Source organism: Rhizobium glycinendophyticum, assembly GCF_006443685.1.
Lineage (GTDB): Bacteria > Pseudomonadota > Alphaproteobacteria > Rhizobiales > Rhizobiaceae > Allorhizobium > Allorhizobium glycinendophyticum.
The window spans coordinates 702,905-727,281 of the sequence record NZ_VFYP01000001.1; the positions used below are offsets into that span (position 1 = coordinate 702,905).

The 24,377-nt window shown below is 61.8% G+C and carries 21 protein-coding genes, 1 pseudogene and 1 riboswitch; of the genes and pseudogenes, 20 read left to right on the forward strand and 2 right to left on the reverse strand.

Translation table 11 applies throughout. From position 1 onward, the window contains the following. The first annotated feature begins 41 nt into the window (after positions 1-41). The 9 genes from FJQ55_RS03380 (at position 42) to crcB (ending at position 8,238) form a co-directional block, all read left to right on the forward strand. Complete coding sequence (locus tag FJQ55_RS03380) at positions 42-845, forward strand: CbbQ/NirQ/NorQ/GpvN family protein (RefSeq protein WP_140826295.1); 804 nt, start codon at positions 42-44, stop codon at positions 843-845. Positions 846-857: 12 nt separating this feature from the next. After that, entirely contained in the window at positions 858-2,756 is a 1,899-nt protein-coding gene (locus tag FJQ55_RS03385; RefSeq protein WP_140826296.1) for a nitric oxide reductase activation protein NorD, read from the forward strand. Between the two features lie 183 nt (positions 2,757-2,939). Next, positions 2,940-3,221: a DUF2249 domain-containing protein gene (locus FJQ55_RS03390; RefSeq protein ID WP_140826297.1), complete on the forward strand. Its 282-nt coding sequence runs from the start codon at positions 2,940-2,942 to the stop codon at positions 3,219-3,221. A gap of 87 nt (positions 3,222-3,308) precedes the next feature. Next, positions 3,309-3,824 (forward strand): DUF2249 domain-containing protein, encoded by a 516-nt coding sequence (locus FJQ55_RS03395; protein ID WP_140826298.1) that lies wholly within the window; start codon positions 3,309-3,311, stop codon positions 3,822-3,824. Positions 3,825-4,109: 285 nt separating this feature from the next. Next, on the forward strand, positions 4,110-5,249 hold the full coding sequence (gene nirK / locus FJQ55_RS03400) for a copper-containing nitrite reductase (protein WP_140826299.1): 1,140 nt from the start codon (positions 4,110-4,112) through the stop codon (positions 5,247-5,249). Between the two features lie 68 nt (positions 5,250-5,317). Continuing rightward, positions 5,318-6,211, forward strand: coding sequence for an SUMF1/EgtB/PvdO family nonheme iron enzyme (locus tag FJQ55_RS03405; protein ID WP_246085011.1), 894 nt, complete (start codon positions 5,318-5,320; stop codon positions 6,209-6,211). A gap of 98 nt (positions 6,212-6,309) precedes the next feature. After that, the gene (locus FJQ55_RS03410) at positions 6,310-7,014 is read left to right on the forward strand and encodes a Crp/Fnr family transcriptional regulator (protein WP_140826300.1); all 705 of its coding nucleotides are present in this window, start codon (positions 6,310-6,312) and stop codon (positions 7,012-7,014) included. Positions 7,015-7,130: 116 nt separating this feature from the next. Continuing rightward, positions 7,131-7,577: a pseudoazurin gene (locus FJQ55_RS03415; RefSeq protein ID WP_140826301.1), complete on the forward strand. Its 447-nt coding sequence runs from the start codon at positions 7,131-7,133 to the stop codon at positions 7,575-7,577. A gap of 277 nt (positions 7,578-7,854) precedes the next feature. After that, complete coding sequence (gene crcB / locus FJQ55_RS03420; RefSeq protein WP_140826302.1) at positions 7,855-8,238, forward strand: fluoride efflux transporter CrcB; 384 nt, start codon at positions 7,855-7,857, stop codon at positions 8,236-8,238. A 181-nt stretch (positions 8,239-8,419) separates the two neighbouring features. Here the strand turns inward: crcB and ribB are convergent, their stop codons facing one another. Then, positions 8,420-9,055 (reverse strand): 3,4-dihydroxy-2-butanone-4-phosphate synthase, encoded by a 636-nt coding sequence (ribB, locus tag FJQ55_RS03425; RefSeq protein WP_140826303.1) that lies wholly within the window; start codon positions 9,053-9,055, stop codon positions 8,420-8,422. Between the two features lie 116 nt (positions 9,056-9,171). After that, a riboswitch (FMN riboswitch) is annotated at positions 9,172-9,316 on the reverse strand. A 190-nt stretch (positions 9,317-9,506) separates the two neighbouring features. Then, positions 9,507-10,028 (reverse strand): FAD/NAD(P)-binding protein, encoded by a 522-nt coding sequence (locus tag FJQ55_RS03430; protein ID WP_140826304.1) that lies wholly within the window; start codon positions 10,026-10,028, stop codon positions 9,507-9,509. A 390-nt stretch (positions 10,029-10,418) separates the two neighbouring features. Here FJQ55_RS03430 and FJQ55_RS03435 point away from each other — a divergent pair. The 11 genes and pseudogenes from FJQ55_RS03435 to FJQ55_RS03485 form a co-directional block, all read left to right on the forward strand. Then, a pseudogene (locus tag FJQ55_RS03435) lies at positions 10,419-10,619 on the forward strand (nitrilotriacetate monooxygenase); the annotation flags it as partial. 194 nt (positions 10,620-10,813) lie between these two features. After that, positions 10,814-11,407 carry an ANTAR domain-containing response regulator gene (locus tag FJQ55_RS03440; protein WP_140826305.1) on the forward strand — a complete coding sequence of 198 codons (594 nt, stop codon included), beginning with the start codon at positions 10,814-10,816 and terminating at the stop codon, positions 11,405-11,407. A gap of 28 nt (positions 11,408-11,435) precedes the next feature. Further along, positions 11,436-12,710 carry a CmpA/NrtA family ABC transporter substrate-binding protein gene (locus FJQ55_RS03445; RefSeq protein ID WP_425467522.1) on the forward strand — a complete coding sequence of 425 codons (1,275 nt, stop codon included), beginning with the start codon at positions 11,436-11,438 and terminating at the stop codon, positions 12,708-12,710. A 354-nt stretch (positions 12,711-13,064) separates the two neighbouring features. Beyond that, positions 13,065-14,363 carry a CmpA/NrtA family ABC transporter substrate-binding protein gene (locus FJQ55_RS03450; protein WP_140826307.1) on the forward strand — a complete coding sequence of 433 codons (1,299 nt, stop codon included), beginning with the start codon at positions 13,065-13,067 and terminating at the stop codon, positions 14,361-14,363. Between the two features lie 198 nt (positions 14,364-14,561). Next, a complete protein-coding gene (ntrB, locus tag FJQ55_RS03455) occupies positions 14,562-15,473 on the forward strand; it encodes a nitrate ABC transporter permease (RefSeq protein ID WP_140826308.1) in 912 nt (303 codons plus the stop codon). A gap of 11 nt (positions 15,474-15,484) precedes the next feature. Further along, positions 15,485-16,282, forward strand: a complete 798-nt coding sequence (locus tag FJQ55_RS03460) for an ABC transporter ATP-binding protein (RefSeq protein ID WP_140826309.1) — start codon at positions 15,485-15,487, stop codon at positions 16,280-16,282. A gap of 5 nt (positions 16,283-16,287) precedes the next feature. Beyond that, on the forward strand, positions 16,288-18,735 hold the full coding sequence (gene nirB / locus FJQ55_RS03465) for a nitrite reductase large subunit NirB (RefSeq protein WP_140826310.1): 2,448 nt from the start codon (positions 16,288-16,290) through the stop codon (positions 18,733-18,735). Positions 18,736-18,893: 158 nt separating this feature from the next. After that, positions 18,894-19,223 (forward strand): nitrite reductase small subunit NirD, encoded by a 330-nt coding sequence (nirD, locus tag FJQ55_RS03470; protein WP_140826311.1) that lies wholly within the window; start codon positions 18,894-18,896, stop codon positions 19,221-19,223. A 30-nt stretch (positions 19,224-19,253) separates the two neighbouring features. After that, positions 19,254-21,911 (forward strand): nitrate reductase, encoded by a 2,658-nt coding sequence (locus FJQ55_RS03475; protein WP_140826312.1) that lies wholly within the window; start codon positions 19,254-19,256, stop codon positions 21,909-21,911. Then, on the forward strand, positions 21,883-23,394 hold the full coding sequence (gene cysG, locus FJQ55_RS03480; RefSeq protein WP_140826313.1) for a siroheme synthase CysG: 1,512 nt from the start codon (positions 21,883-21,885) through the stop codon (positions 23,392-23,394). The genes FJQ55_RS03475 and cysG overlap by 29 nt, the downstream gene beginning before the upstream one ends. A 392-nt stretch (positions 23,395-23,786) precedes the next feature. Continuing rightward, positions 23,787-24,302: a hypothetical protein gene (locus FJQ55_RS03485; protein WP_425467495.1), complete on the forward strand. Its 516-nt coding sequence runs from the start codon at positions 23,787-23,789 to the stop codon at positions 24,300-24,302. The last annotated feature ends 75 nt before the right edge of the window (positions 24,303-24,377 follow it).

Below are 24,377 nucleotides of genomic sequence, written 5' to 3' on the forward strand. Positions count from 1 at the left end.
GAGCCGGCGGGGCACATTCCGATAATCTAAGGATCAGAACCATGAACATCATTGCCCGCAATCTTCAGCCGGAGATCCCGGCCTATACTCCGCTCGGCAACGAGTGTGCTCTCTTCGAAACCGCCTGGACGCGGCAACTCCCGCTCCTTCTCAAAGGTCCGACCGGCTGCGGCAAAACCCGCTTTGTCAGCCATATGTCCGAGACGCTCGGCCTGCCGCTTACCACCGTCTCCTGCCATGACGACCTCGCCGCCGCCGACCTGACCGGCCGCTTCCTCTTGAAAGGTGGCGAGACGGTCTGGGTCGACGGACCGCTGACTCGGGCCGTTCGTGAAGGCGGCGTCTGCTATCTTGATGAGGTGGTGGAGGCGCGAAAGGACGTCGCCGTGGTGTTGCATCCACTGACCGACGATCGGCGCATCCTGCCGCTGGAGCGCACCGGCGAAGAACTGGAAGCTCCGCCCTCCTTCATGCTCGTCGTCTCCTACAATCCCGGCTACCAGAGCCTGCTCAAGGCGTTGAAACCCTCCACCCGCCAGCGTTTCGTCGCCATCGAATTCGACTTCCTGCCCAAGGCGCGCGAAATCGAAGTGGTCTCGGCTGAGAGCGGTTTGCCGGCAGCGAGTGTCGAACCCTTGGTTGAGTTCGCAAGGCGGCTGCGGGCGCTGAAAGGTCATGATCTGGAGGAGGGGGTCTCGACCCGTCTTCTCGTCTATTGCGCAAGCCTGATCGATGCCGGTCTTCCTCCGCGCGATGCGGTCCGGGCCGCAATGATCGAGCCGCTGACCGACGAGCCGGATGTCCGCGCCGCTCTTCTCGAACTGGCACAGGCGGTCATCCGCTAGGAGTGATGCGAGATGCTGGATTTTCTGGAACTCGAGGAGACGGTCGGGCGCGCCTGGCACAGGCTGGCCGGCGGCACCCAGACCTGGCCCCGCTACCCGCAATCTGCGGTCACGCTGGAGGAGATGCTGCCAACTCTCTCCGTCTGCTTTCGCGGCTTCGGCGGCGAAAGAACGGTGCAACTGGTGCCGGCGCGGGGAAAGACTTCGCAGCATCGCCTGAAACTGAGACAGCGCATGGGTCTGGGCGAGGAAAAGCTCGTCCATCCCGCCCGCGACGAGGCAAGCGTCATGCTGCCGCCCGTCCTCGATCTGATGCCGCAGCCGGGACTCAACCGCGATCTCTATGTCTGGCTCGCAGCGGCTATGGCCGTAATGCCACTCGAACCGGTGACGGAAATCGATCCGCTCCAGGCCGATCTGGAAATGCTGCAATCGGCGAAGCGTCTCGAAGCGGAGGTGCTGGCGGCCTTTCCCGGTTTGCGCGATCGCTACCGCGGGCTCTGCCTGGCGCTGCTTTCGGAACGACGGCGCGGATCGCTGCCCCGGGTGGAAGGGCAGATCGAGGATCTCATCATCGATCGCTTGCGCGCGGGCGCAGGTCTCGCACCGCTCTCGACGAACGAAGACTTTCCCGGCCGCGCACCGCCCGGCTATCTGCCGATGCTTCCGGTGCCGCTCTGGCCGCAGGCGGTCCCGCGTGAGGAATGGGCAGGGCGTGAGAACCAGGATCAGCCGATCGGGAGTGGCGAACGCGACGCACAAGGGGCCGGACGCCATGTGGCAACCCGCGAGAAGGATTCGGCGAGCAAAGGCGAGCGCAGCCCCTTCATCCTCAACCGCTTTGAAAAGATCCTCGCCATGGCCGAGATGGTCAATGTCGACAGACCTTCCGACGACAGCGACGATCACGATTCCTCAGCCGCCGACGAACTGGACGAAATGGTGCTGGGCGAGCGCAAGGGCAGGCCGTCAGCCAAATTCCGTTTCGACCTCGATCTCCCTCCGGAGGCGCTACGCCATTCCGCCCTCGAAGCCGACCTCACCTATCCGGAATGGGACTATCGACGCGGCATCTATCTGAAAGATTACTGCCGCGTCGTGACAGGTGTCGCTTCGGGGGAACATCCCTCCGGTGAGCCTTCAGAGGAGATGAAAGCGCTGGTTCGTCTTGTGCGACGTCAATTCGAGGCCATGCGGCCGCGCCACGAAATGCTCCGCGGGCAGATCGACGGGGCCGATCTCGATCTCGACGCCGTCGTGCGCAGCCGCACCGAACTGGTCGCCAGCGGCGAATGCTCCGACCGCATCCATTTGGCCAGTCGTCCGCAGGGACACGATCTGGCGATCACACTGCTGATCGACGTCTCGCTGTCGACGGATGCCTGGTTCAACGATCGCCGGGTGCTTGACGTCGAGAAGGAAGCGCTGCTGGTGCTGGCGGAAGGATTGGCTGCCTGTGGCGACACGCACTCCATCCTGAGCTTCACCTCACGCCGTCGGGATTGGGTGCGGGTCGAAACCGTGAAGGACTTCGACGAACCGATGAGCGCGCTGGTGCGTCACCGGATCGCTGCCCTGAAACCGGGCTATTACACGCGCATGGGCGCTGCGATCCGTCACGCGACGGCGAAGCTCGCCGGGCGGCCGAACCGAAAACACCTGCTTCTCGTGCTGACCGACGGCAAGCCGAACGATGTCGATCACTATGAGGGCCGCTTCGCCTTAGAAGACACCCGACGGGCGGTGACCGAGGCACGCCGAAGGGGCATCCATGTTTTCGGCGTCACCGTCGATCAGGACGCCAAAACCTATGTGCCGGCCGTTTTCGGTCATCATGGCTATGCCGTCGTGCCGGACATCCGCCGTCTGCCGGCCGCACTGCCGCAAATTTACCGCGCGCTCGTTCGCTGATCCGCGAGCGCGCCTCAGAGGACCCGGGTCGAGCGATCAGCCTGGGTCCTTACTTGCTCCACCAGTCCGTCCGTCCCTCTCTTTGTCGCAGCACAACGACGGCTTTGCCCACCTCGCTCAAGAGGGGCCGAGGCTGGTCAGCATTCTGCAAACTGGCCCATGATCTTTCGATAGGAACATCCCATGACCGATACTGCTACAGACAAGCTCCAACTCGACGTGCGCTCCATTCCTCACCCCGAACGCCATCCGCGCATTTTCGGGATGCTGAATTCGCTGCAGCCCGGCCAGGGCGTGACGTTGACCGTGGACCATGACCCGCTGCCGCTTTACTATCACCTGGGAATGCACTTTTCCGGCCTCTTCGGCTGGGACTATCTGGAGCGCGGCCCAGACATCTGGCAGGTCCGGATCACCCGTGAAAAGCACGAAGGCTGCAATTGCAATTGTGGCGGCAGTCATTGAAGAAGAACGGCGCGATGTGTTCTCATGTCGCACTGTGCATGTGCGGCTGGTGACCCGTCGGATCACTGGCCCGGGAGAGGGAAGTCAATGCCGCCACGTTTCAAGGACCTCGACGTTCGCCCGATCCTCAAAGAAGGCGGAGAGCCCTTTCCGGCCATCATGCAGGCGGTGCAGTCGCTTGAACCGGGCGAGGGCCTGCGCCTGCTGGCAACCTTTCGACCGACGCCGCTTCTCAGCGTCATGGCCCGGCGCGGTTATGACGCTGAGATGAACGAATTGCGTGACGGCGACTGGGAGGTGCTGTTTTCCCCGGCATCGCCGATTACGGCAAATGTTTCCGTCTCGCTTGGCGCCGAAGAAGCTGCTGGCTGGCCCGATCCCCTTTGGCAACTCGATCTGACCGGGCATGAACCGCCTGTGCCGATGGAGAAAGTCCTCTCGCGCATTGGGCTTATGGAGCCCGGCGAAGTTCTTTTTGCAGTCTTCTCCGATGAGCCGGTTTTTCTGATGCCGGAACTCGACAAGGAAGGCCATCAATGGGTCGGGAAGCCTGATGCGAGCGGATCGTGTTACCGAATGCTGATCCGGGTCGGCGGCGCCTGAACTGCATCTCTTCTATCAATTCGACATACAGGCTCACTTCGTCATTGGTGGCTGGCAAGAGCGACCCGGCGATTTTACATGCGGTCAAGCGGCGGACATGCCGAATTGGTCTGGGCTGTCTTGATCTACATCAACGGAAGACAAATTTATTCTTTTTGCTCAGACAGGTAAATCGCCAATTTTCATCGGAAGTTTGTCCTGAAACAAATAGAAAACGGCCTTTTCTCCTACAACGGAAAGCAACGAAGCGGCTGACGCTTCGCTCTTTCCAACGGAGTGACTGAGATGACCCACGGGCTTACACTGACAAGACGGACCATGTTGACCGGCGCTGCGATCGCCGGAGCTCTTGCGCCCGTGATCGCTTCCACCGTCGCCCACGCCGAAGGCGCGGCAATCAAGACAGACCCGGCCGCCGTTGCTGCCGATATCGCCAAGCTCGAACGCGTGAAGGTCGAGCTCGTCCGCCCGCCCTTCGTACATGCCCATACACAAAAGGCCGAGGGCGCACCGAAGGTTGTCGAATTCACGCTCACCATCCAGGAAAAGAAGATCGTCATCGACGATGCGGGGACAGAGGTCAACGCCATGACCTTCAACGGCTCAGTACCGGGACCCCTGATGGTCGTGCACCAGAACGACTATGTCGAACTGACGCTGATCAATCCGGAGACCAACACCCTGCAGCACAACATCGACTTCCACGCCGCCACAGGCGCGCTGGGTGGTGGTGCGCTGACCCTCGTCAACCCCGGCGAGAGGGCAGTCCTTCGCTTCAAGGCAACCAAGGCTGGCGTCTTTGTCTACCATTGCGCACCTCCCGGAATGGTACCGTGGCACGTCACTTCGGGCATGAATGGCGCGATCATGGTTCTGCCGCGGGATGGTCTGAAAGACCAGAAGGGCAATGAACTGGCCTACGACAAGATCTACTATGTCGGCGAGCAGGACTTCTATGTCCCAAAGGATGCAGACGGCAACTATAAGAAATACGAAAGTGCCGGCGATGCTTATGCGGACGTGCTCGAAGTGATGAATACGCTCACCCCGAGCCACATCGTCTTCAACGGTGCAGTCGGCGCCCTGACCGGCGACAATGCTATGACAGCTAAAGTCGGCGAGCGGGTCTTGATCATCCATTCGCAGGCCAATCGCGACACCCGGCCCCACCTGATCGGCGGCCATGGGGACTATGTCTGGGCAACCGGCAAATTCGCCAATCCGCCGGAGCTCGACCAGGAAACCTGGTTCATTCCGGGCGGGGCCGCAGGGGCTGCCTACTACACCTTCCACCAGCCGGGCATCTACGCCTATGTCAACCATAACCTGATCGAAGCCTTCGAGAAGGGCGCCGCAGCCCATTTCAAGGTCACCGGCGACTGGAACGACGATCTGATGACCGCCGTGGTCAAGCCTGACAGCTGATCGAACTGCGGGAGGACGCCTCGGATGAGGCGCCTCCCGCAAACCTGCTCTCGATGAGGATCGGTCCCATGCCCGCGTCGATGTCTCTTCCCCTGCCACACAAGCTGTCCGGCTCCCTGCTTTTTCCGCTTGCGCTGATCGTGGCGCTCTCGGTGGCCCTCGTGTGGCAGAGCGGCCTGTTGCACCTCGGTTCGCCGACACTGACCGAGCCAACCGCGATCACGATTGAACCCGGCACTTTCCTCTACCGCCAGCCCGGAGAATTTTATCGCGGCGGTTTCGCGGTCGATGGCCCGAAGGCAAAAGAGGCGGAGAGCGATCCGCTTACCATCATGAAGTACCAGGTTAGCACGCAGGACTATGATGCCTGCGTGGCGGAGGGCATCTGCGCTGCGCGGGAGGCGACGACCCCGACGCAGGCAGATATGCCGGTGACCGGCGTCAGCCATGACGACGCGATCACCTATGCCAGATGGCTGTCGGACAAGACGGGCTCATTCTGGCGCCTGCCGAGCGATCGTGAACTGGCCTTCGCGGCCGCTGAAGATTTCCCGGATGATGCCCTGGGTGTCGATGCCGACAGCGGCAACCCGGCGCTCCGCTGGCTCGCCGACTACGAGCGCGAAGCTGCTCGCAAGCGCTCGCGCGATCCGGACCCGCTGCCCTTCGGCAGCTTCGGCGAAAACCGGCACGGCCTCGCCGATTTCGCCGGCAATGTCTGGGAATGGACATCGACCTGCAATCGGCGTGTGGACTTCCTGACCTCAGGGGCTGCGCGCACGGAGGAGCGTTGCGGCGTCTATATCGCCGCCGGCAAACATCGCGCGCCTCTCAGTTCCTTCATCCGCGACCCCAAGGGCGGCGGATGTGCGGTCGGGGTGCCGCCGGATCATCTCGGCTTCCGTCTCGTCAAAGACACTCGCTGGTACGCGCCGTTGCTCTTTGCTCTTCACGCGCGTTGATGTAGCGTGCCCCCGCTTCGCGCAGCCTGCTGCTCGCGCGAGGTGGCCGTGTTTGACTTCGGCCAATGCGACAGACGCCTGGGCGAAGGAAAGCTCTTTTGAAACTCGACCGGACGATCATCAAATCGCTGCCTCTGTTCGATCGCATGACGGACGACGAACTCGACCGGCTGCTCGTGCCGGCCCAGTCCCGCCGCGTCGCCATTGGCGAGACGGTCTTTGAACAGGGGGAGCCGGCGCAGAACTTCTTCCTACTTCTTCATGGCCGGCTGAAGGTGACGCAGGTGACGGCGGATGGTCAGCAGATCATCGTGCGCATGGTCCATCCCGGCGACCTCTTCGGTTTCGCCAAGGCGCTTCAGCGGGCCGACTATCCGGGCACTGCCATCGCCGCCGTCGACAGCGTGACGCTGTGCTGGCCGACGGACCTCTGGCCAAACTTTGTCGAACACAATCCGCGCCTGGCCGTCAGCGCCATGGAAACGATCGGCCAGCGGCTGGAAGAGGCGCATGTCCGCATTCGCGAAATGTCGACCCAGGAAGTCGAGAGGCGCGTGGCACATACGGTTGTTCGTCTGGCGAAGAAGGCCGGGCGACCCGAGCCTGCGGGACTGCGCATCGATTTTCCTATCTCCCGGCAGGACATCGCGGAAATGACCGGAACCACCCTGCACACAGTGTCACGCATTTTCAGCGCCTGGGAAGGCAAAGGCCTGATCGAAGGCGGGCGGCAGAAGCTGCTGGTGAGAGACCTTGTCGCGCTTGAACATCTGGCGACCGCTGTTGTGGAGCGCAAAGGATGACCGCGAGGAAAACGTCTTCCGTCTGCCTAATTGATTTTGCGCAAAGAAGCCGTGTGTCGCTCGGCCTATGTCTCTGTCAACGGAACGCTGACGTTCCCGCTTCAAGGAGATAGACAATGACACGCCACTTTCCCAAGATCGCCGTTCTGGCTGCTCTCGCACTCTCCATTCCCGGGCTTGCTGCCGCTGCCGATTTCGAGGTCAAGCTGCTCAACAAGGGCACCGATGGCGCCATGGTCTTCGAACCCGCTGGTCTGAAGATCGCCCCCGGGGACACCGTCACCTTCACGCCGACCGACAAGGGTCACAATGCGGAATCCATCAAGGGCATGATCCCGGAGGGCGCTGCTGAGTTCAAGGGCAAGATGAGCGAGCAGATCAAGGTAACCTTCGATGTGCCCGGCCTCTACGGCGTCAAATGCGCTCCCCATGTCGGCATGGGCATGGTCGCCGCCATTCTTGTCGGCGACGCACCCGCCGCCAATCTTGACGCCTTCAACGCAGTGAAGCTGCCGAAGAAGGCCCGCGAGCGCATCGACGCGGCTGTCGCTGCAGCAAAGTGATCGAGGCAGCTTGACGCGTCCTTCAGCGTGACGAAAGCCGTAGGGGTCGAAAGATCCTCTGCGGCTTTCGCGTTCCCGGCGGTGATGCGCTTGATCTGTCTGTCGTGGATCGCCTTCCCCTCCCAGTCCTTGGCATAGGTGGGCGGCAGGCCAGCGAGGTGATTGTTAAGCTACACGATGATCATCTATAAGCAGCAGCGAGGTTGGGATAGGGCAGACCCTGTCTCGACAATCGACGAAGCGGTCATAAACGACGCGCACGGTAAGGAACCGACTCATGGCCTATCTCATCGTTTTCCTTGGAGCGGGCTTTGGCGGCGCCGCGCGCCATGCGGTTAATACAACCGCTGCCCGGATGCTGGGTTATGGCTTTCCCTTCGGAACGCTGACTGTGAACGTCATCGGCTCCATCATCATGGGCCTCCTGACCCAAGTCTTCGTCATGCGTACCGGATTGCCGCAGGAGTTGCGCCTGTTCCTGACCACCGGCGTGCTTGGCGGCTTCACCACCTTTTCCACCTTCTCGCTCGACGCCGTCACGCTCTGGGAACGCGGTCAATGGAGCCTCGCGGCCGGCTATGTCGCCTTCTCCGTGATCTTGTCCTTGGCGGGGCTTTTCCTCGGCCTTTCGCTCCTTCGTCTCACCGGTCAGGGGAGTTGAGCGAAGACCCACCGCGCAGGCGGAAGCCCCCCTCGGAAGATTAAGCCGCGGCGTCTGGCGACAAACTCACGCTCTTTCGGGCCCTTGCATATGATGCCGCTTTTGCACCCGCGACGTGGCCCGTCCCGGCCCTTCAACACAGGGATCGGCCCCGCCGCAGACGCTCCAGCCGAGAGGTGTCTCAGGCCGCAACAGCCGACCCAGACGCCTCGCCACGCGCCCTGTAACGGATGAGATCCTCGATCGAAATCAGCGGCAAATCGTGCTCTTTGCAGAAGACGATGAGGTCGGGTAGCCGTGCCATCGTGCCATCGTCGTTTGCCACTTCGCAGATCACGCCGGAGGGTTTCGCACCGATCAGCCGTGCGAGATCCACGGCAGCTTCCGTGTGTCCCGGGCGCCCCAGCACGCCGTCCGGATGCGCGCGCAACGGAAAGATATGGCCTGGCCGCGCGAAATCGTCAGGTGCCGCCGTCTCGTCCATCAGGGCCCTGACGGTGGCGGCGCGATCTGCCGCTGAAATCCCTGTCGTCGTTCCATGAATGTAGTCCACAGACACGGTGAAGGCCGTCTTCAGATATTCGGTGTTGTTCGGAACCATGAGCGGGATCCCGAGCGTATCCAGACGGTCTCCCTCCATTGCGATGCAGACCAGCCCGCGGGCATATTTCATCATGAATGCGATGGTTTCAGGCGTCACATGATCGGAGGCGACGATGATATCGCCCTCGTTCTCGCGGTTTTCGTCGTCCACGACTACAACCATGCCGCCTCGTGACAAGGCTTCCAGTGCAGTTTCAATTGTCGAAAGTGTCATTTCATTGCCTTTCAAGGGTTACCGCAGCAGCGGTCAAACCGCGACCTCTCGGCCGCCATCCAATCCCTTGGGCGAACACAGCACATACGCCTCCCCAATGCGGGGAACCGCACAGCCGATGCTCTCTTTCATCCGGACTCTAACCGTCGGCTCCGGCATCGCACCGGATCTGCTGCCTTTCACCGGAGTGAAAGCGCTCGCGGGCTCCCGGCAAAGCCGGATACCGCCGGTGGGGAATTTCGCCCCGCCCTGAGAACATGGATAAAGTAGGGGAGAAGCCTCCGCCTTTTCAAGCGCAAAGTGAGCAGATGCAGCAAAAACTGGATCGGTGTCGCGGATGCGCAGGCAAGGGTCGCACAGGCCAAAGGGAACGAGGGGCGCGACGCGGCGTAGATGTGTGAGACTTGGAATGGCAGGATCTCTGATCGCGTTCTTGTGCAGAGCCAACATGTCAGCTCGATTGGCCAATTGCGAAGGTCCGCGTTTCGCGTGCGCAGTTTTGGATGATCCTTTCGGCGACATTCGCTGCTTGAGTCGCAATCTCCGGTACACCCGTCAGCTCGCCGAAAGCCGGACGAGCGGGAGGGCCAACGACGAAAAGGCCGGTGTTGGGGGTGCCTGCCACGGTGAGTGCACGCCCCGCCGTGTCGCAGGCAACAAGGCCGAGGCCGAGTGGATCCGACTGGATGAAGCCGTCCCGCTGCATACCGAGCAGAAATCTCTGATGCTCGGCATAGGCCCGATGTTCGGGTCCCGTGGCGAGGAGTATGCGCCGACAGCGGACAAGGGCGTCTCCGGCGCTGCGACCGACCCCCGCAAGCAGGTCTTCACCGTCACGGGTGACGGAGGCGAGTTCACCCCGCTCCATGGTGACCCGGCCAGTGTCGAGGCCTTGTCGCAGGACGGCAACGGCCTGCGGCGGCATGCGGTAGCGGTGCACGTCGTACCACCGGCGGAGGCGTCTTAGAAACATCTGGCGTTCGCGCATGGGGAGCCCACGCCTCAGTTCCTGAGCATGCTGCCGCAGCGCATCGAAAACCGATCGCCAGGGAGTACCCTCCGTTTCAGCGTCTTTGATGGCGACACGCACTTGTTTGAGCAGCGTCTTTGAGCAGCGTCCTCGCAGAGGTCAGTTCGGCGTTGCGGAAGTCACCGAAGAGAGAAACGCCCCCGCCGGCATGGGCCCGCGGCAGCAGGCCGGATCGTGAGAGAAGGGTGACCTTGCCCTCATGGCCGAGCGCCTGCAGTCGGGCAAGTGCATCGAGAGCGGTTAGGCCGGAACCCAGAACCAGGATCGCGTCGGTTTTGCGGATGCCATCGAAGGCATCCGGGGTAAAGACATTCCTTACCTGCGTAGCCGTTCCGGCAGATCGCCGACGGGAACAACTTCACGATCCGCCAGCTTTGCCAATGTGTCGCCTCGGCGCGCGGTCACTTCACCATCGTCGGAACGCCCGTGCAGATCGCCGATACGCTTCAACAATGGTTCGAAAATGAAGCGGCGGACGGTTTCAACATTCTGCCGCCGTGGCTGCCGACGGGGCTCGATGATTTTGTAGATCTCCCTTTTGGGCGGACGACACGCCCATCAATGGCTCACTCTCTAAATCTGGCGTGAAAATTGCTTCCTCTGAAGGGCAGTCAGCTGGAGATTTCATTGTCGGTTCACGAACCCAATCATGATCGGACATCGTGCCAACGCTCATGCCGAGGCATGCGGCGGCTCTCGCTGCCCACAGCCGCTAGCATGGTGTGACGATGGGCAAGACCGCCACCGACCTCACGATCCTCGTGATTGACGAAAATGCCATTCGTGCCTCGATCATCGAGGAAGGTCTGAACGAGGCCGGCCACGTCAATGTCCGGGTCATCCATGAAATGCAGGGTGTGGCGCGGCTGATCGAGACCATGGATCCCGACGTCATCATCATCGATATCGAGAATCCCAACCGTGACATGATGGAGCATATGTTCCAGCTCACCCGGATGATCTCGCGCCCGATCGCCATGTTCGTCGACAGATCCGACACCGCCGCCATCGAGGCTGCAGTGGATGCGGGCGTGTCGGCCTATGTGGTCGATGGCCTGAAAAAGGAGCGCATCAAGCCGATCCTCGACATGGCCGTGAGCCGCTTCAACGCCTTCAGTCGCCTCCAGCGCGAATTGTTGGAGGCGCGGAATGCGCTTGAGGAACGCAAGGTCATCGAGCGCGCCAAGGGCATATTGATGAAGATGCGTGGCTTGAGCGAGGAGCAGGCGTTTGCCCTGCTTCGCCAGACGGCCATGAACGAAAAGAAGAAGCTGGCCGACATCGCGCAAAGCGTTGTCACGGCTGCAGGACTGCTGCTGTGAGGGCGGCATCGATCGGAGAATGCCGGTGATTGACATGGTGTCCACGCAATCGGGTCGCAATGCCGTCTACGCGCCAGCGCGCGTGCGGGGCAGGGAACAGAGGACGCTGCGGACGGGCTATATCCCGCTGATGGATGCCTCGATCCTCATCGTTGCAGCAGAACTCGGCTTTGCTGAAAGCGAGGGGCTGCGTCTCGAACTGGTACGCGATGTCACTTGGGCCAACGTGCGGGACCGCCTCGCATTCCGCCAGTTCGACATAGCGCACATGCTCTCCCCGATGCCGGTTGCCTCCATGCTCGGGCTGGGCTCAAACCCTTCGCCAACCATTGCACCCTTCTCGCTGGGCCGCGGTGGCAATGCCATCACGCTCTCGGCGCGCATCTTTGAGCGGATGAAGTCACTGACCGGCCTCAGCGATGATGCAGACGCGCTTGCCAATGCGCAGGCGCTGGCGGCCCTTCTCGCCGACATGCGCGCGCGCGGCGAGACGGTACCCACTCTGGGCATGACCTATCCGTTCTCGTCACACAACTATGAGTTCCGCTACTGGCTTGCCGCCGGCGGCATTGATCCGGACCGCGACGTGAAGCTCGTCGTGGTGCCGCCCCCGCTGACATCCGATGCCTTGGCGGCCGGAGCAATCGACGGCTTCTGCGTCGGTGCGCCGTGGAACATGATCGCCTCCGAGCGCGGAACAGGCCGCATCGTCGCCGCCAAGCAGGATATCTGGCCGCTTGCACCGGAGAAGGTTCTTGGCATGCGTCCCGACTGGGCCGACGCCAATGCCGATACGGTGTCGCGCCTCATCGTCGCGCTAGACCGGGCAGCCCGCTGGTGCGACGATCCCGGAAATCACAATGAACTTGCAGAGATCCTGAGCGCACCCGACTATATTGCCGCGCCGACGGGCATCATCCGGCGTGTGCTGAGCGGAGAATTTAGTCTCGATGCGCAGGGCACCAAGCGGATCGTCCCCGACTACTTCCTCTTCCATCGCGGGGCGGCCAACCATCCCCGGCTCGATCAGGCCACTTGGATCTATAGCCAGATGATCCGCTGGGGACAGGTCGGTTTCAGTCCAGAAGGCATGGCGCTGGCCAGAAGTGCATTCCGCCCCGACCTTTACCGGACCGCGCTCGGTGCGGATGCAGCCATACCAGATGAGACGAACGAAAAGGGGTCGGCTGGCTATGCCGGCTTCATGGATGGCGGGCTCTTTGACCCCGAGGATATAGCGGCCTATGTCGCACGTTTCCCGGTCAGATCGGCTGCGGCAAGCACCGGTTCGAGCGAAACATGATCCGCTGCGATGCACAAAGCTGAGGCATTTGCACCGATCAGTAGGTCGGTGAACGTGCAGTTTCTCAAATAAGCCATTGGCAGGAATTGATGCAGCCCCTGTGAAGAACGCTTGAATTACGCGAACTTAACCCAAGCCAGATCAAACTGGCACGCTCCTTGCTTCACATTTCACGTCCGCGATCAACGGCGATCGCAGGACGGATGAGCGCCGCATCAGGCGCAGATAACCATCAGACAATGACGTCGCAGGCTTCTTGCTGTCCGGCTCCTCCCGCCAGGACCTCGCAGGATAGCACGCGGCGTTTTTTCGTTTTTCCGGATCTCCGTCATCAGACATAGAGGGGCACACGCTATGACCAAGACCAAGGCAACGAGCATCGGTCGCCGCCAGATTCTTAAACTCGGTTCTGCCGCCGCACTTGCGAGTGCTGCGCGGTTGGCTTTTCCATCCGGCGCATTCGCCGCGACCGCTGGCCCGGAAGTCACCGGCGTCAAGCTGGGCTTCATCGCACTCACCGATGCCGCACCACTCATCATCGCCAAGGAGAAGGGCCTCTTCGAAAAACATGGGCTTCCCGATGTCGAAGTGCTGAAGCAGGCATCCTGGGGTGCCACCCGCGACAATCTCGTGCTCGGTGGCGAAGCGAATGGCATCGACGGCGCCCATATCCTGACCCCGATGCCTTATCTGATCTCGACCGGCAAGGTGACGCAGAACAATGTGCCGGTACCGATGTCGATCGTCGCCCGCCTCAATCTCGACAGCCAGGGCATTTCGGTCGCCAAGGAATATGCCGGGACCGGCGTACAGCTCGATGCCTCCAAGCTGAAGGAAGCCTTTGCCGCCAAGAAGGCTGCGGGCGGAGAGATCAAGGTCGCGATGACTTTCCCCGGCGGCACCCACGATCTCTGGATCCGCTACTGGCTGGCCGCCGGCGGTATCGATCCGGACAAGGACGTCTCCACCATCGTCGTGCCGCCGCCGCAGATGGTCGCCAATATGAAGGTCGGCAATATGGACGCCTTCTGTGTCGGCGAACCCTGGAACGAGCAGCTCGTCAACCAGGGCATCGGCTTCACCGCCTGCACAACCGGCGAACTGTGGAAGGGCCACCCGGAAAAGGCACTCGGCCTGCGCACCGAGTGGATCGAGAAGAACCCGAACGCCGCCAAGGCGCTGATGATGGCCGTCATGGAAGCCCAGATCTGGGCCGACAGCATGGATAACAAGGAAGAGATGTCGGCGATCCTCGGCAAGCGCCAATGGTTCAACGTCCCGCCGAAGGATGTCGCCGGCCGCCTCAAGGGCACGATCAACTACGGCACTGGCCGTCTCGTGGAAAACACCGGGCTCGAAATGAAGTTCTGGAAGGACCACGCCTCCTATCCGTTCAAGAGCCACGACGCCTGGTTCCTCACCGAGAACATCCGCTGGGGCAAGTTCTCACCCGATACCGACATCAAGGCGCTGGTCGACAAGGTCAACCGCGAGGACATCTGGCGTGCCGCAGCCGCGGATCTCGGCATCGCCGCCGCCGATATCCCGGCCTCGAGCTCGCGCGGCCCTGAAACCTTCTTCGACGGCAAGGTCTTCGATCCGGAAAACCCGAAGGCCTATCTCGACAGCCTGACGATCAAGGCCGGGGCGTGACTTCCCTTCTCCCCGGCGGGGAGAAGGTGGCCCGTTAGGGCCGGATGAGGGGGAGCGAAGCTCGCGCACGTCGTGCACTTGGCCCCCTCATCGCCTCGCATTCGCTCGGCACTTCTCCCCGCTGGGGAGAAGAGGAAAGCGGATCCGCTCGCACCGACAGATTTCGTCCGACGACCATTAACTTTTGAGGACCACACCATGACCGCAACAGCCCGCAAGGCAGACCAGATGGCGACGCCGGCAGCGTTGGCCCACAAGGCCTCTGACAAAGGCGCAACCGTCGTAATGATGGCACAGCGCCCCACCCGCAGGTTCAACATGCAGCGCGCCGTGGCGGCCGTCTGTCGCAACGTCCTGCCGCCGCTTGTGGTGCTGATTGCGTTGCTGGCCATCTGGCAGATCGCCTGTTCAAACCCCGGCGCAACCCTGCCGCCGCCGTCGCAGGTCTGGAGCGACAGCTATGATCTGATCGCCTTTCCGTTCTTCGACTATGGCTCGCAGGATATCGGTCTGGCCTGGCGGGTGCTGATCTCGCTGCAGCGCGTGGCAATCGGCTTTGGTCTCGCCGCCGTGGTCGGCGTTTTCCTCGGTGCCGTTGTCGGTCAATCGGTCTGGGCCATGCGCGGCCTCGATCCGATCTTCCAGATCCTGCGCACGGTCCCGCCGCTCGCCTGGCTGCCGCTGTCGCTCGCCGCATTCCAGAATTCAAATCCCTCGGCGATCTTCGTGATCTTCATCACCTCGATTTGGCCGGTGATCATCAACACCGCCGTCGGTGTGCGCAACATTCCCGACGACTATCGCAACATCGCCCGAGTGCTCCGTCTCAACCCGCTGGAATTTTTCGTCCGCATCATGGTGCCGGCCGCCGCTCCCTACATCTTCACCGGCCTTCGCATCGGGGTCGGCCTTTCCTGGCTTGCGATCGTTGCGGCAGAAATGCTGACCGGCGGCGTCGGCATCGGCTTCTTCATCTGGGATGCGTGGAATTCCTCGCGTCTCTCCGACATCATCGTGGCGCTCGCCTATATCGGCGTGACCGGCTTTGTCCTCGACAAGCTCGTCGCGCTCCTCGGCAACGTCATCACCCGCGGCACCGCGAAGAACTGAGGAGAGCGAGCATGAACGCCTATCTCAAGATCGACCATATCGACAAAAGCTTCGAACGTGGCGGCACGAAGACAGAGGTTTTGAAGGACGTCACACTCAACATCAACAAGGGAGAATTCGTCTCCATCATCGGCCATTCCGGCTGTGGCAAGTCCACACTCCTCAACCTGATCGCCGGCCTGACGCGGGTGTCCGCCGGCGCTGTTCTCCTCGAAAATGTCGAGGTCAATGAACCTGGTCCGGAACGCGCCGTCGTCTTCCAGAACCACTCGCTGCTTCCCTGGCTGACCGTCTACGAAAACGTCAATCTCGCCGTTTCCAAGGTCTTTGCCGGCAAGAAGACGAAGGCGGAAAAGCATGACTGGGTCATGCGCAATCTCGATCTCGTCCAGATGGCCCATGCGAAGGACAAGCGTCCGGCGGAAATCTCCGGTGGCATGAAGCAGCGTGTCGGCATCGCCCGGGCGCTCGCCATGGAGCCGAAGATCCTGCTGCTCGACGAGCCCTTCGGGGCATTGGACGCGCTCACCCGCGCCCACCTGCAGGATGCGGTGATGGAGATCCATTCCCGCCTCGGCAACACGATGATCATGATCACCCACGACGTCGACGAAGCGGTGCTTCTATCTGACCGGATCGTGATGATGACCAACGGCCCCGCCGCCCGCATCGGCGAAGTTCTCGACGTTCCGATCCCGCGGGTGCGCGACCGCATCGCGCTCGCCGCTGACCGCACCTACCTCAAATCCCGCGAAGCCGTGTTGAAGTTCCTTTACGAACGCCACCGCTTCGTTGAAGCCGCGGAGTAAAATCAATGGCTGAAAAACTCGTCATCATCGGCAACGGCATGGCGCCGGGGCGCATGCTGGAAGAATTGTTCGAAAAGGCGCCCGGCCAATTCGACGTCACCATTTTCAACGCCGAGCCGCGGGTCAACTACGACCGCATCATGCTCTCGCCGGTGCTCTCGGGCGAAAAATCCTATGACGACATCGTCATCCACAATGACGACTGGTACGCCACCCACGGCGTGACCCTCTACAAGGGCGCCAGAGTCACCGGGATCGACCGCCATACGAAGACGGTCACCTCGGCGAACGGCATCACGGTGCCCTATGACAAGCTCGTCATCGCGACAGGCTCGCTGCCCTTCATCATCCCGGTGCCGGGTCATCAATTGCCAGGCGTTCTGCCCTATCGCGATCTCGATGATGTCGACGCCATGTTGAAGATCGCGGAAGGCAAGGGGAGGGCGATCGTCATCGGCGCCGGCCTGCTCGGTCTTGAGGCAGCTTACGGATTGAAGCGGCAGGGCATGGACGTCACGGTCATCCACCTGATGCCGACCATCATGGAGCGCCAGCTCGATCCCGCCGCCGCCTACCTCCTCGAAAAGGCACTCACAGAACGCGGCATCGAGATCATCACCAAGGCCAACACCAAACAGATCCTCGGCACCGAGAAGGTCGAGGGCATCGAGCTGGAAGATGGCCGCGTGATAGCAGGCGACATGGTGATCATGGCCGTCGGCATCCGCCCGGCATCCAGCCTCGCCAAGGAGGCGGGGATCGCCGTCAACCGCGGCATCGTCGTCGACGACGGCATGATGACCTCTGACCCGAACATCTTTGCGCTTGGCGAATGTGCCGAACATCGCGGCACCTGTTACGGCCTGGTGGCGCCGCTCTATGAAGCGGCCCGCGTTCTTGCCGATCGGCTGACTGGTGGCACCAGCGAATATCATGGCTCCGTCGTCAATACGAAGCTCAAGGTCACCGGCATCAATCTCTTCTCCGCCGGCGACTTCGCCGAAGCGCCGGACCGCGAGGAAATCGTGCTGCGCGATGCCTCGGCCGGCATCTACAAGCGCCTTGTGCTGAAGGACAATAAGATCCTTGGCGCCGTGCTCTATGGCGAAACGGGCGATGGTTCCTGGTTCTTCGACCTGATGAAGCGCGGAACCGATATCTCCGAGATGCGTGATACCCTGATCTTCGGCCAGTCCTACCAGGGGGGCACCCCGCTGGACCCTATGGCGGCCGTTGCAGCCTTGCCGGATGATGCAGAAATCTGCGGCTGCAACGGCGTCTGCAAGGGCAAGATCACAGGCGCGATCACGGGGAAAGGCCTGACGACGCTCGACGGCGTGCGGGCCCACACGAAAGCGTCTGCCTCCTGCGGCAACTGCACTGGCTTGGTCGAGCAGCTGATGGTCCTGACCTTGGGCGACGCCTACAATCCCGCAGCCGTCACACCGATGTGCACCTGCACCGAACTCGGTCATGACGATGTCCGCCGGCTGATCAAGGCCAAGGGCTTGAAGACCATTCCCGCCGTCATGCAGGAGCTGGAATGGAAGACCTCTTGCGGCTGTGCCAAATGCCGCCCGGCGCTGAACTACTATCTCGTCGCGGACTGGCCCGACGAATATGCCGACGATTACCAGTCGCGCTTCATTAACGAGCGTGTGCACGCCAATATCCAGAAAGACGGGACCTATTCCGTTGTCCCCCGCATGTGGGGCGGCGTCACCAATGCGGCCGAACTGCGTGCCATCGCCGATGTCGTCGACAAGTTCGAAATCCCAATGGTCAAGGTCACCGGTGGCCAGCGCATCGATCTGCTCGGCATCGAGAAGGAAGACTTGCCCGCCGTCTGGGCCGATCTTGGCAAGGCCGGCTTTGTGTCAGGTCAGGCTTACGCAAAGGGTCTCAGAACCGTGAAGACCTGCGTCGGGTCTGACTGGTGCCGCTTCGGCACACAGGATTCGACCGGGCTCGGCATCCGCATCGAGAAATTCATGTGGGGTTCCTGGACGCCGGCCAAGCTGAAGCTTGCCGTCTCGGGCTGTCCACGCAACTGCGCCGAAGCGACCTGCAAGGATATCGGCGTGATCTGCGTTGATAGTGGCTTCGAGATCCACTTCGCCGGTGCCGCCGGCCTCGACATCAAGGGCACGGATGTTCTGGGTCTCGTCAAGACCGAGGATGAGGCGCTGGAGCATATCGTGGCGCTCACCCAGATGTATCGCGAGCAGGGTCGCTATCTTGAGCGCATCTACAAATGGGCCAAACGCGTCGGCCATGACGAGATCCGTCGCCAGATCATGGAGGATGCCGACAAGCGCCGCGCCTATTTCGACCGCTTCGTCTTCAGCCAGAAATTCGCCCAGGTCGACCCCTGGTCGGAACGCGTCTCCGGCAAGGACAAGCACGAGTTCAAGCCCATGGCGACCGTCGGATTTTCGGCGGCGGCGGAGTGACTACCTCCCCCTTGAGGGGGGAGGTCGCGCGGAACGCGCGGGTGGGGGTGATCCGCGTCGCGCGCCGAGTGTTCACCCCACCCCGGACCTGCGGTCCGACCCTCCCCCTCGAGGGGAGGGTGAACATCCGCAAGCGCTGAACAACAAGGAGACTACCCATGAACTGGATTGCAATCGGTGCCCTCGACGACATCCCGCTGCGGGGCGCGCGCTGCGTGAAGACCCCCCAAGGGAAGATCGGCGTGTTCCGCACTGCCGACAACGAGGTCTTCGCCATCGAGGATCACTGCCCTCACAAGGGCGGTCCGCTCACCCAAGGCATCGTGCATGGCAAGGCCGTGACCTGCCCGCTGCACAACTGGGTCATCTCGCTGGAAACCGGCGAGGCGCTGGGTGCCGACGAAGGAGAGGTCAAGACGATCCCGGTCCGCAATATCGACGGTCAACTCTCCATCATGCTCGAAAGCATGCTGGTCGCGGCCGAGTAAGCGGGATGATCAGCGCTCGGAGCTACAGCCATGCCCTGTGAAACCAGAACGACCTGCCCCTATTGCGGCGTTGGCTGCGGCGTGATCGCCACCGTCGAAGATGAGGGCAAAGTCAGTGTCCGGGGTGACCCCGATCATCCCGCCAATTACGGCAGGCTCTGCTCCAAGGGCTCGGCGCTTGCCGAGACGCTGGGTCTCGACGGCCGCGCGCTCTATCCGGAGATCCTGGGCGAGCGCACCACCTGGGACACCGCGCTCGACATGGTGGCTCGCACCTTCACGCAGACCATCGCCGCCCACGGTCCGGACTCGGTCGCCTTCTATGTCTCCGGGCAATTGCTGACTGAGGATTACTACGTCGCCAACAAGCTGATGAAAGGCTTCATCGGCTCTGCCAACATCGACACCAATTCGCGCCTGTGCATGGCCTCGTCCGTCGCCGGCCATCGCCGTGCCTTCGGTGCCGACACCGTGCCCGCCTGCTACGAAGACCTCGAGCTTGCCGACCTCGTGGTGCTTGTCGGCTCCAACATGGCCTGGTGTCATCCGGTCCTCTATCAGCGGCTCGCCGCGGCCAAGGCTCAGCGTCCGGCCATGAAGGTGGTGGTGATCGATCCGCGCCGGACCGCTACCTGCGACATCGCCGACCTGCATCTGGCCGTCCGTGCCGATGGCGACGTCGCTTTGTTCAACGGCCTACTCGCCCATCTCGCCGAAAGCGGCGCGATCGACGAAAACTATGTCGCCAGGCATACCGCAGGCTTTGCCGAAGCTCTGCTTGCAGCCTCACACGGCAGTCTGGCGGACCTTTCCGAGGCAACCGGCATCTCCGGCATGCTGATCCGCCAGTTCTTCCGCCTCTTCGCTCAGACGGAAAAAGTGGTCACCTGCTACAGCCAGGGCGTCAACCAGTCCTCCGTCGGCACAGACAAGGTCAATGCCATCCTCAATTGTCACCTGGGAACGGGGCGGATCGGCCGCCCCGGCATGGGGCCTCTGTCGCTGACCGGCCAGCCCAACGCCATGGGTGGGCGAGAGGTCGGCGGTCTAGCCAATATGCTCGCGGCCCACATGGCGATCGAAAATCCGGTTCATCGTGGTCGGGTGCAACGTTTCTGGAACGCCCCGATGATGGCGGACACACCCGGCCTGAAGGCGGTGGACATGTTCAAGGCGCTGGCTGACGGACGCCTCAAGGCAATCTGGATCGTGTCGACCAATCCAGTCGTCTCCATGCCCGATGCCGATGCGGTCAAGGCAGCACTGGCAGCCTGTCCCTTTGTGGTCGTTTCGGACATACAAAAGGACACCGACACCGCCCGTCTCGCTCATGTGCTGCTTCCCGCGACCGCGTGGGGCGAAAAATCGGGTACGGTCACCAACTCCGAACGGCGCATCTCCCGCCAGAGACCTTTCTTATCCGCCCCGGACGAAGCACGTGCCGATTGGTGGCAATTTGCGGAGGTGGCCAAGCGCATGGGATTCCGTCCCCATTTCGACTACTCCGGCCCCGCTGCCATCTATGCCGAACACGCGGCTCTTTCCGCTTTCGAAAACGACGGCGAACGCGATTTCGATATCGGCGCCCATGCCGGCATCGATGACCATGCCTATGAAGACCTTCTGCCGTTCCAGTGGCCTCTTTCTCAGACCGGAGCATCGCAAGCCCGCTTTTTCGCCGAGGGGGGCTTCTTCACCGCCGATCGCAAGGCACGCCTCGTGCCCGTCGCGACACCCGTCATGCAGAGGCCGGATCCGAGATTTCCCTTCACCCAGAACACTGGCCGTATCCGCGACCACTGGCACACGATGACACGCACGGGAAAGAGTGCGCGGCTATCCGCGCATTTCGCTGAGCCCTTCTGCGAGATCCATCCGTCGGATGCGAACAAGGCCGGTATCGGCGATGCTGATCTGGTGCGCATCGACGGTGAAAACGGGCGATCGATCATCGTGCGCGCGCTTTTGACCGAACGGCAGATGCGTGGCGCGCTCTTCGTTCCCATGCACTGGACGGGGGAGACGGCGCCAAGTGCCCGCGTTGATACCCTTGTCAGTCCCGTCGCCGATCCGATTTCGGGCCAGCCGGCCTTGAAGATGGCGCGTGTTGCGGTCTCCCGCTACGTGCCTCAGGTGCATGGCTTCCTGATCACGACAGCGCGCCCTCGCGACCTACCCTTCGCCTATTGGGCGATTGCACGAACAGAGGCGGGCTACCGGCTGGAATTTGCAGGCTCCCCACCTGCAGATGGCTGGGAAACCTGGTTGCGGCATAGCCTGCAGCGTGGGGAAGATCAGGAATTCTCTGGCTATGTCGATCGAAAGACAGGCGATCATCGCCTGCTCGCTTTCGATGGTGATCAGCTTCTGGTCGGTCTGTTCGTCTCGCCAGAGCCAGTCTTGGTGTCGCGGCAATGGGCGGCGGATCAACTGAAACAAAGCCATCCTGACCGGCAGGCGCGCTCCAGGCTCTTCGCCGGTCGCCCGGCTGCCGGCGCGCCTGACAAGGGTGCCATCGTCTGTTCCTGCTTTTCCGTCGGTATCAACGAAATCAGCGCCGCCGCCCATCGTGGCTGCCACTCGATCGAGACTATTGGCGCCGCCTTGAATGCCGGAACGAACTGCGGTTCCTGCCGCCCTGAAATCAGGAGGATCCTGGATGCGAACCAAGCCCTTGCCGCAGAGTGATGTTCAAGAACGCATCGCCCCGCTCGCCAAGCTTCCGGTGTTCTGGAACCTTGCCGGCAAGCGAGCGGTCATCGCAGGAGGATCGGATGGCGCCGCCTGGAAGGCGGAGCTTCTCCAAGCCTGCGGTGCCGAGGTCGAACTCTATTGCGAAACCGTTCATCTTGGTGAAACGATGAAGGCGCTCGTCGAACGGACGTCGATGATCCACCATACACACCCCTGGCATTGTGGCATCTTTGCAGGCGCATCGCTGGCCCTTGCCGATTGTGAAACCGATGACGAGGCGCGCGCCTTTTTCTGTGCCGCCCGTGCGGCAGGCGTCCCCGTTAACGTGATCGACAAGCCGGCCTACTGCCAGTTCCAGTTTGGCTCGATCGTCAATCGCTCGCCGGTCATCGTCTCGATCTCTACGGACGGTGCCGCCCCGATCCTTGCCCAGGCGATCCGCCAGCGGATCGAGACCCTCCTGCCAGCATCCCTGAAGCAATGGGCGACCCTTGCGCAGTCGCTCCGGGAAGTCGTCAATTGCCGCTTGGCGCCGGGCGCGGCACGACGGCTCTTTTGGGAGCGGTTTGTTTCCCGGAGCCTCTCAACGAACGAGCCCCCGACGGAAGAGGCGGCAGCCGGATTGCTGGCAACGGCAGAGCGGATTGCATCTGCCCCGCAACCGGGATCGGTTACCTTAGTCGGCGCAGGTCCAGGGGATGCCGAACTTCTGACACTGAAAGCCATGCGGGCGTTGCAGGCCGCCGATGTCATTCTCTTCGACGACCTCGTCTCACCGGACGTGCTGGAACTCGCCAGGCGCGAGGCGAAGCGCTTCCTCGTCGGCAAGCGAGGTGGCCGGGAGAGCTGCCGCCAGGATGACATCAATGACATGATGGTTCGGTTCGCCAAAGCCGGGAAGCGCGTGGTGAGACTCAAATCTGGAGATCCGATGATTTTTGGGCGGGCGGGCGAGGAGATTACCCGGCTCAAGAGCGAAGGAATTGTCGTGGATGTCGTCCCAGGCATCACCGCCGCTTCCGCCATGGCCGCCTCCCTCAAGACCTCGCTGACCAATCGTGACTATGCCCAACAGGTGCGTTTCGTCACCGGCCATTCCCGGCACCACGAACTGCCTCGAACCGTCGACTGGGCTTCGCTCGCCGCAACCAACCAAACCTCGATCTTCTATATGGGCGGCCGCATGGCCGGACAGATCGAGCAGCGCTTGAGGCAGCACGGCATGAAAGGCGATATGCCGGTGGTCGTGGTCTCCTCCGTCAGCCGACCGCAAGAGCGCCGCTGGGCCGGTCCGCTCAAGAGCCTCGCCGCAGCCATGCAGACTATGGGCGTTGACGACCCGGTCCTGATCGGTGTGGGTGAGGTGTTTGGTGGCATGGCAGAGAGCCAGTTTAGTCCATTGGAAACGGTGATGGATCAACGACAGTCAAACAGCAGCCCATCTTCGCTAGGCGCGATGACTTTCTCTGGTCGATAGCCGTGAAGTAACGGTTCGGAGTTCCTGGTCGAGACTCGGCAAGGACTATGGTTTCGCAGGTGGATATGGTCAGGCGGGTGCACATATGCCCGATGTCGGCATATCCTCCACCTGCACATCGCCCGGAACTGTGGCCTCATTCCCTCCTTCAATCGACGGCAACGGCCTGTCGCGTCTGAAACGGCCGCAGATCCGCGAGACGATCAGAGGCCCGAAAAGCATCTCAGATCCATGATGTCATCGGGTCTGCCCTGCGTGCGGCAGGGCTGATGAGATGATCGCGACCCAGCAAATTTTAGCAATCGTGGAACTTCATGGCTCGGGCCCTGTTGCTCTTCCAGTTGCTGCGAGGGCCGCTTGTGTCGCTCGCCCCAGATGGAAGGTGAAGTGTCATGAACAAGTTTTGGGCCCTATTTCTTGCATGTGCCACACCGATGGCACTCCTCGTGGTCACCCCCGCCGCGGCAGACGAGACAGCTTTTCTGAAATCGATGGAGGGAAGTTGGGGAGGCAGAGGTACGGTCAAAGTCCGAGCCAATTCTCCGACTATCAATGTAACCTGCCGTTTTCAGACGGACACCACAGCTCAGTCGCTTTCCCTGGACGGCAAGTGCACGAGCCTTGCTGTATTCTCGCGCAATATCAGCGCAGATCTCAAGGTGAAGGGCTCCAAATATACCGGGCGTTACGTCGGAGCAGGAACAGGTGTGGCTGGGCTTGGAGGACAAAGGGTGAATGACACGATCAACCTCGGCATCACCTGGGCAAAAGCGGTCAACGGTGACCGTCGCGCCCAGATGACAATCGAGAAAGTCGGGGCATCCGGCATGCGCCTTACGACTGTGGATACCGATCCGAGGACGGGCAAATCCATCGTCACAAGCCGCATCGATCTACGCCGCAGTTGATCCTCCAACGAAGTCTGGCCGACATCGATCCCCTCGACCTGAAGACCACTCTCGAGAAGGACAGGCTTTAGCCGC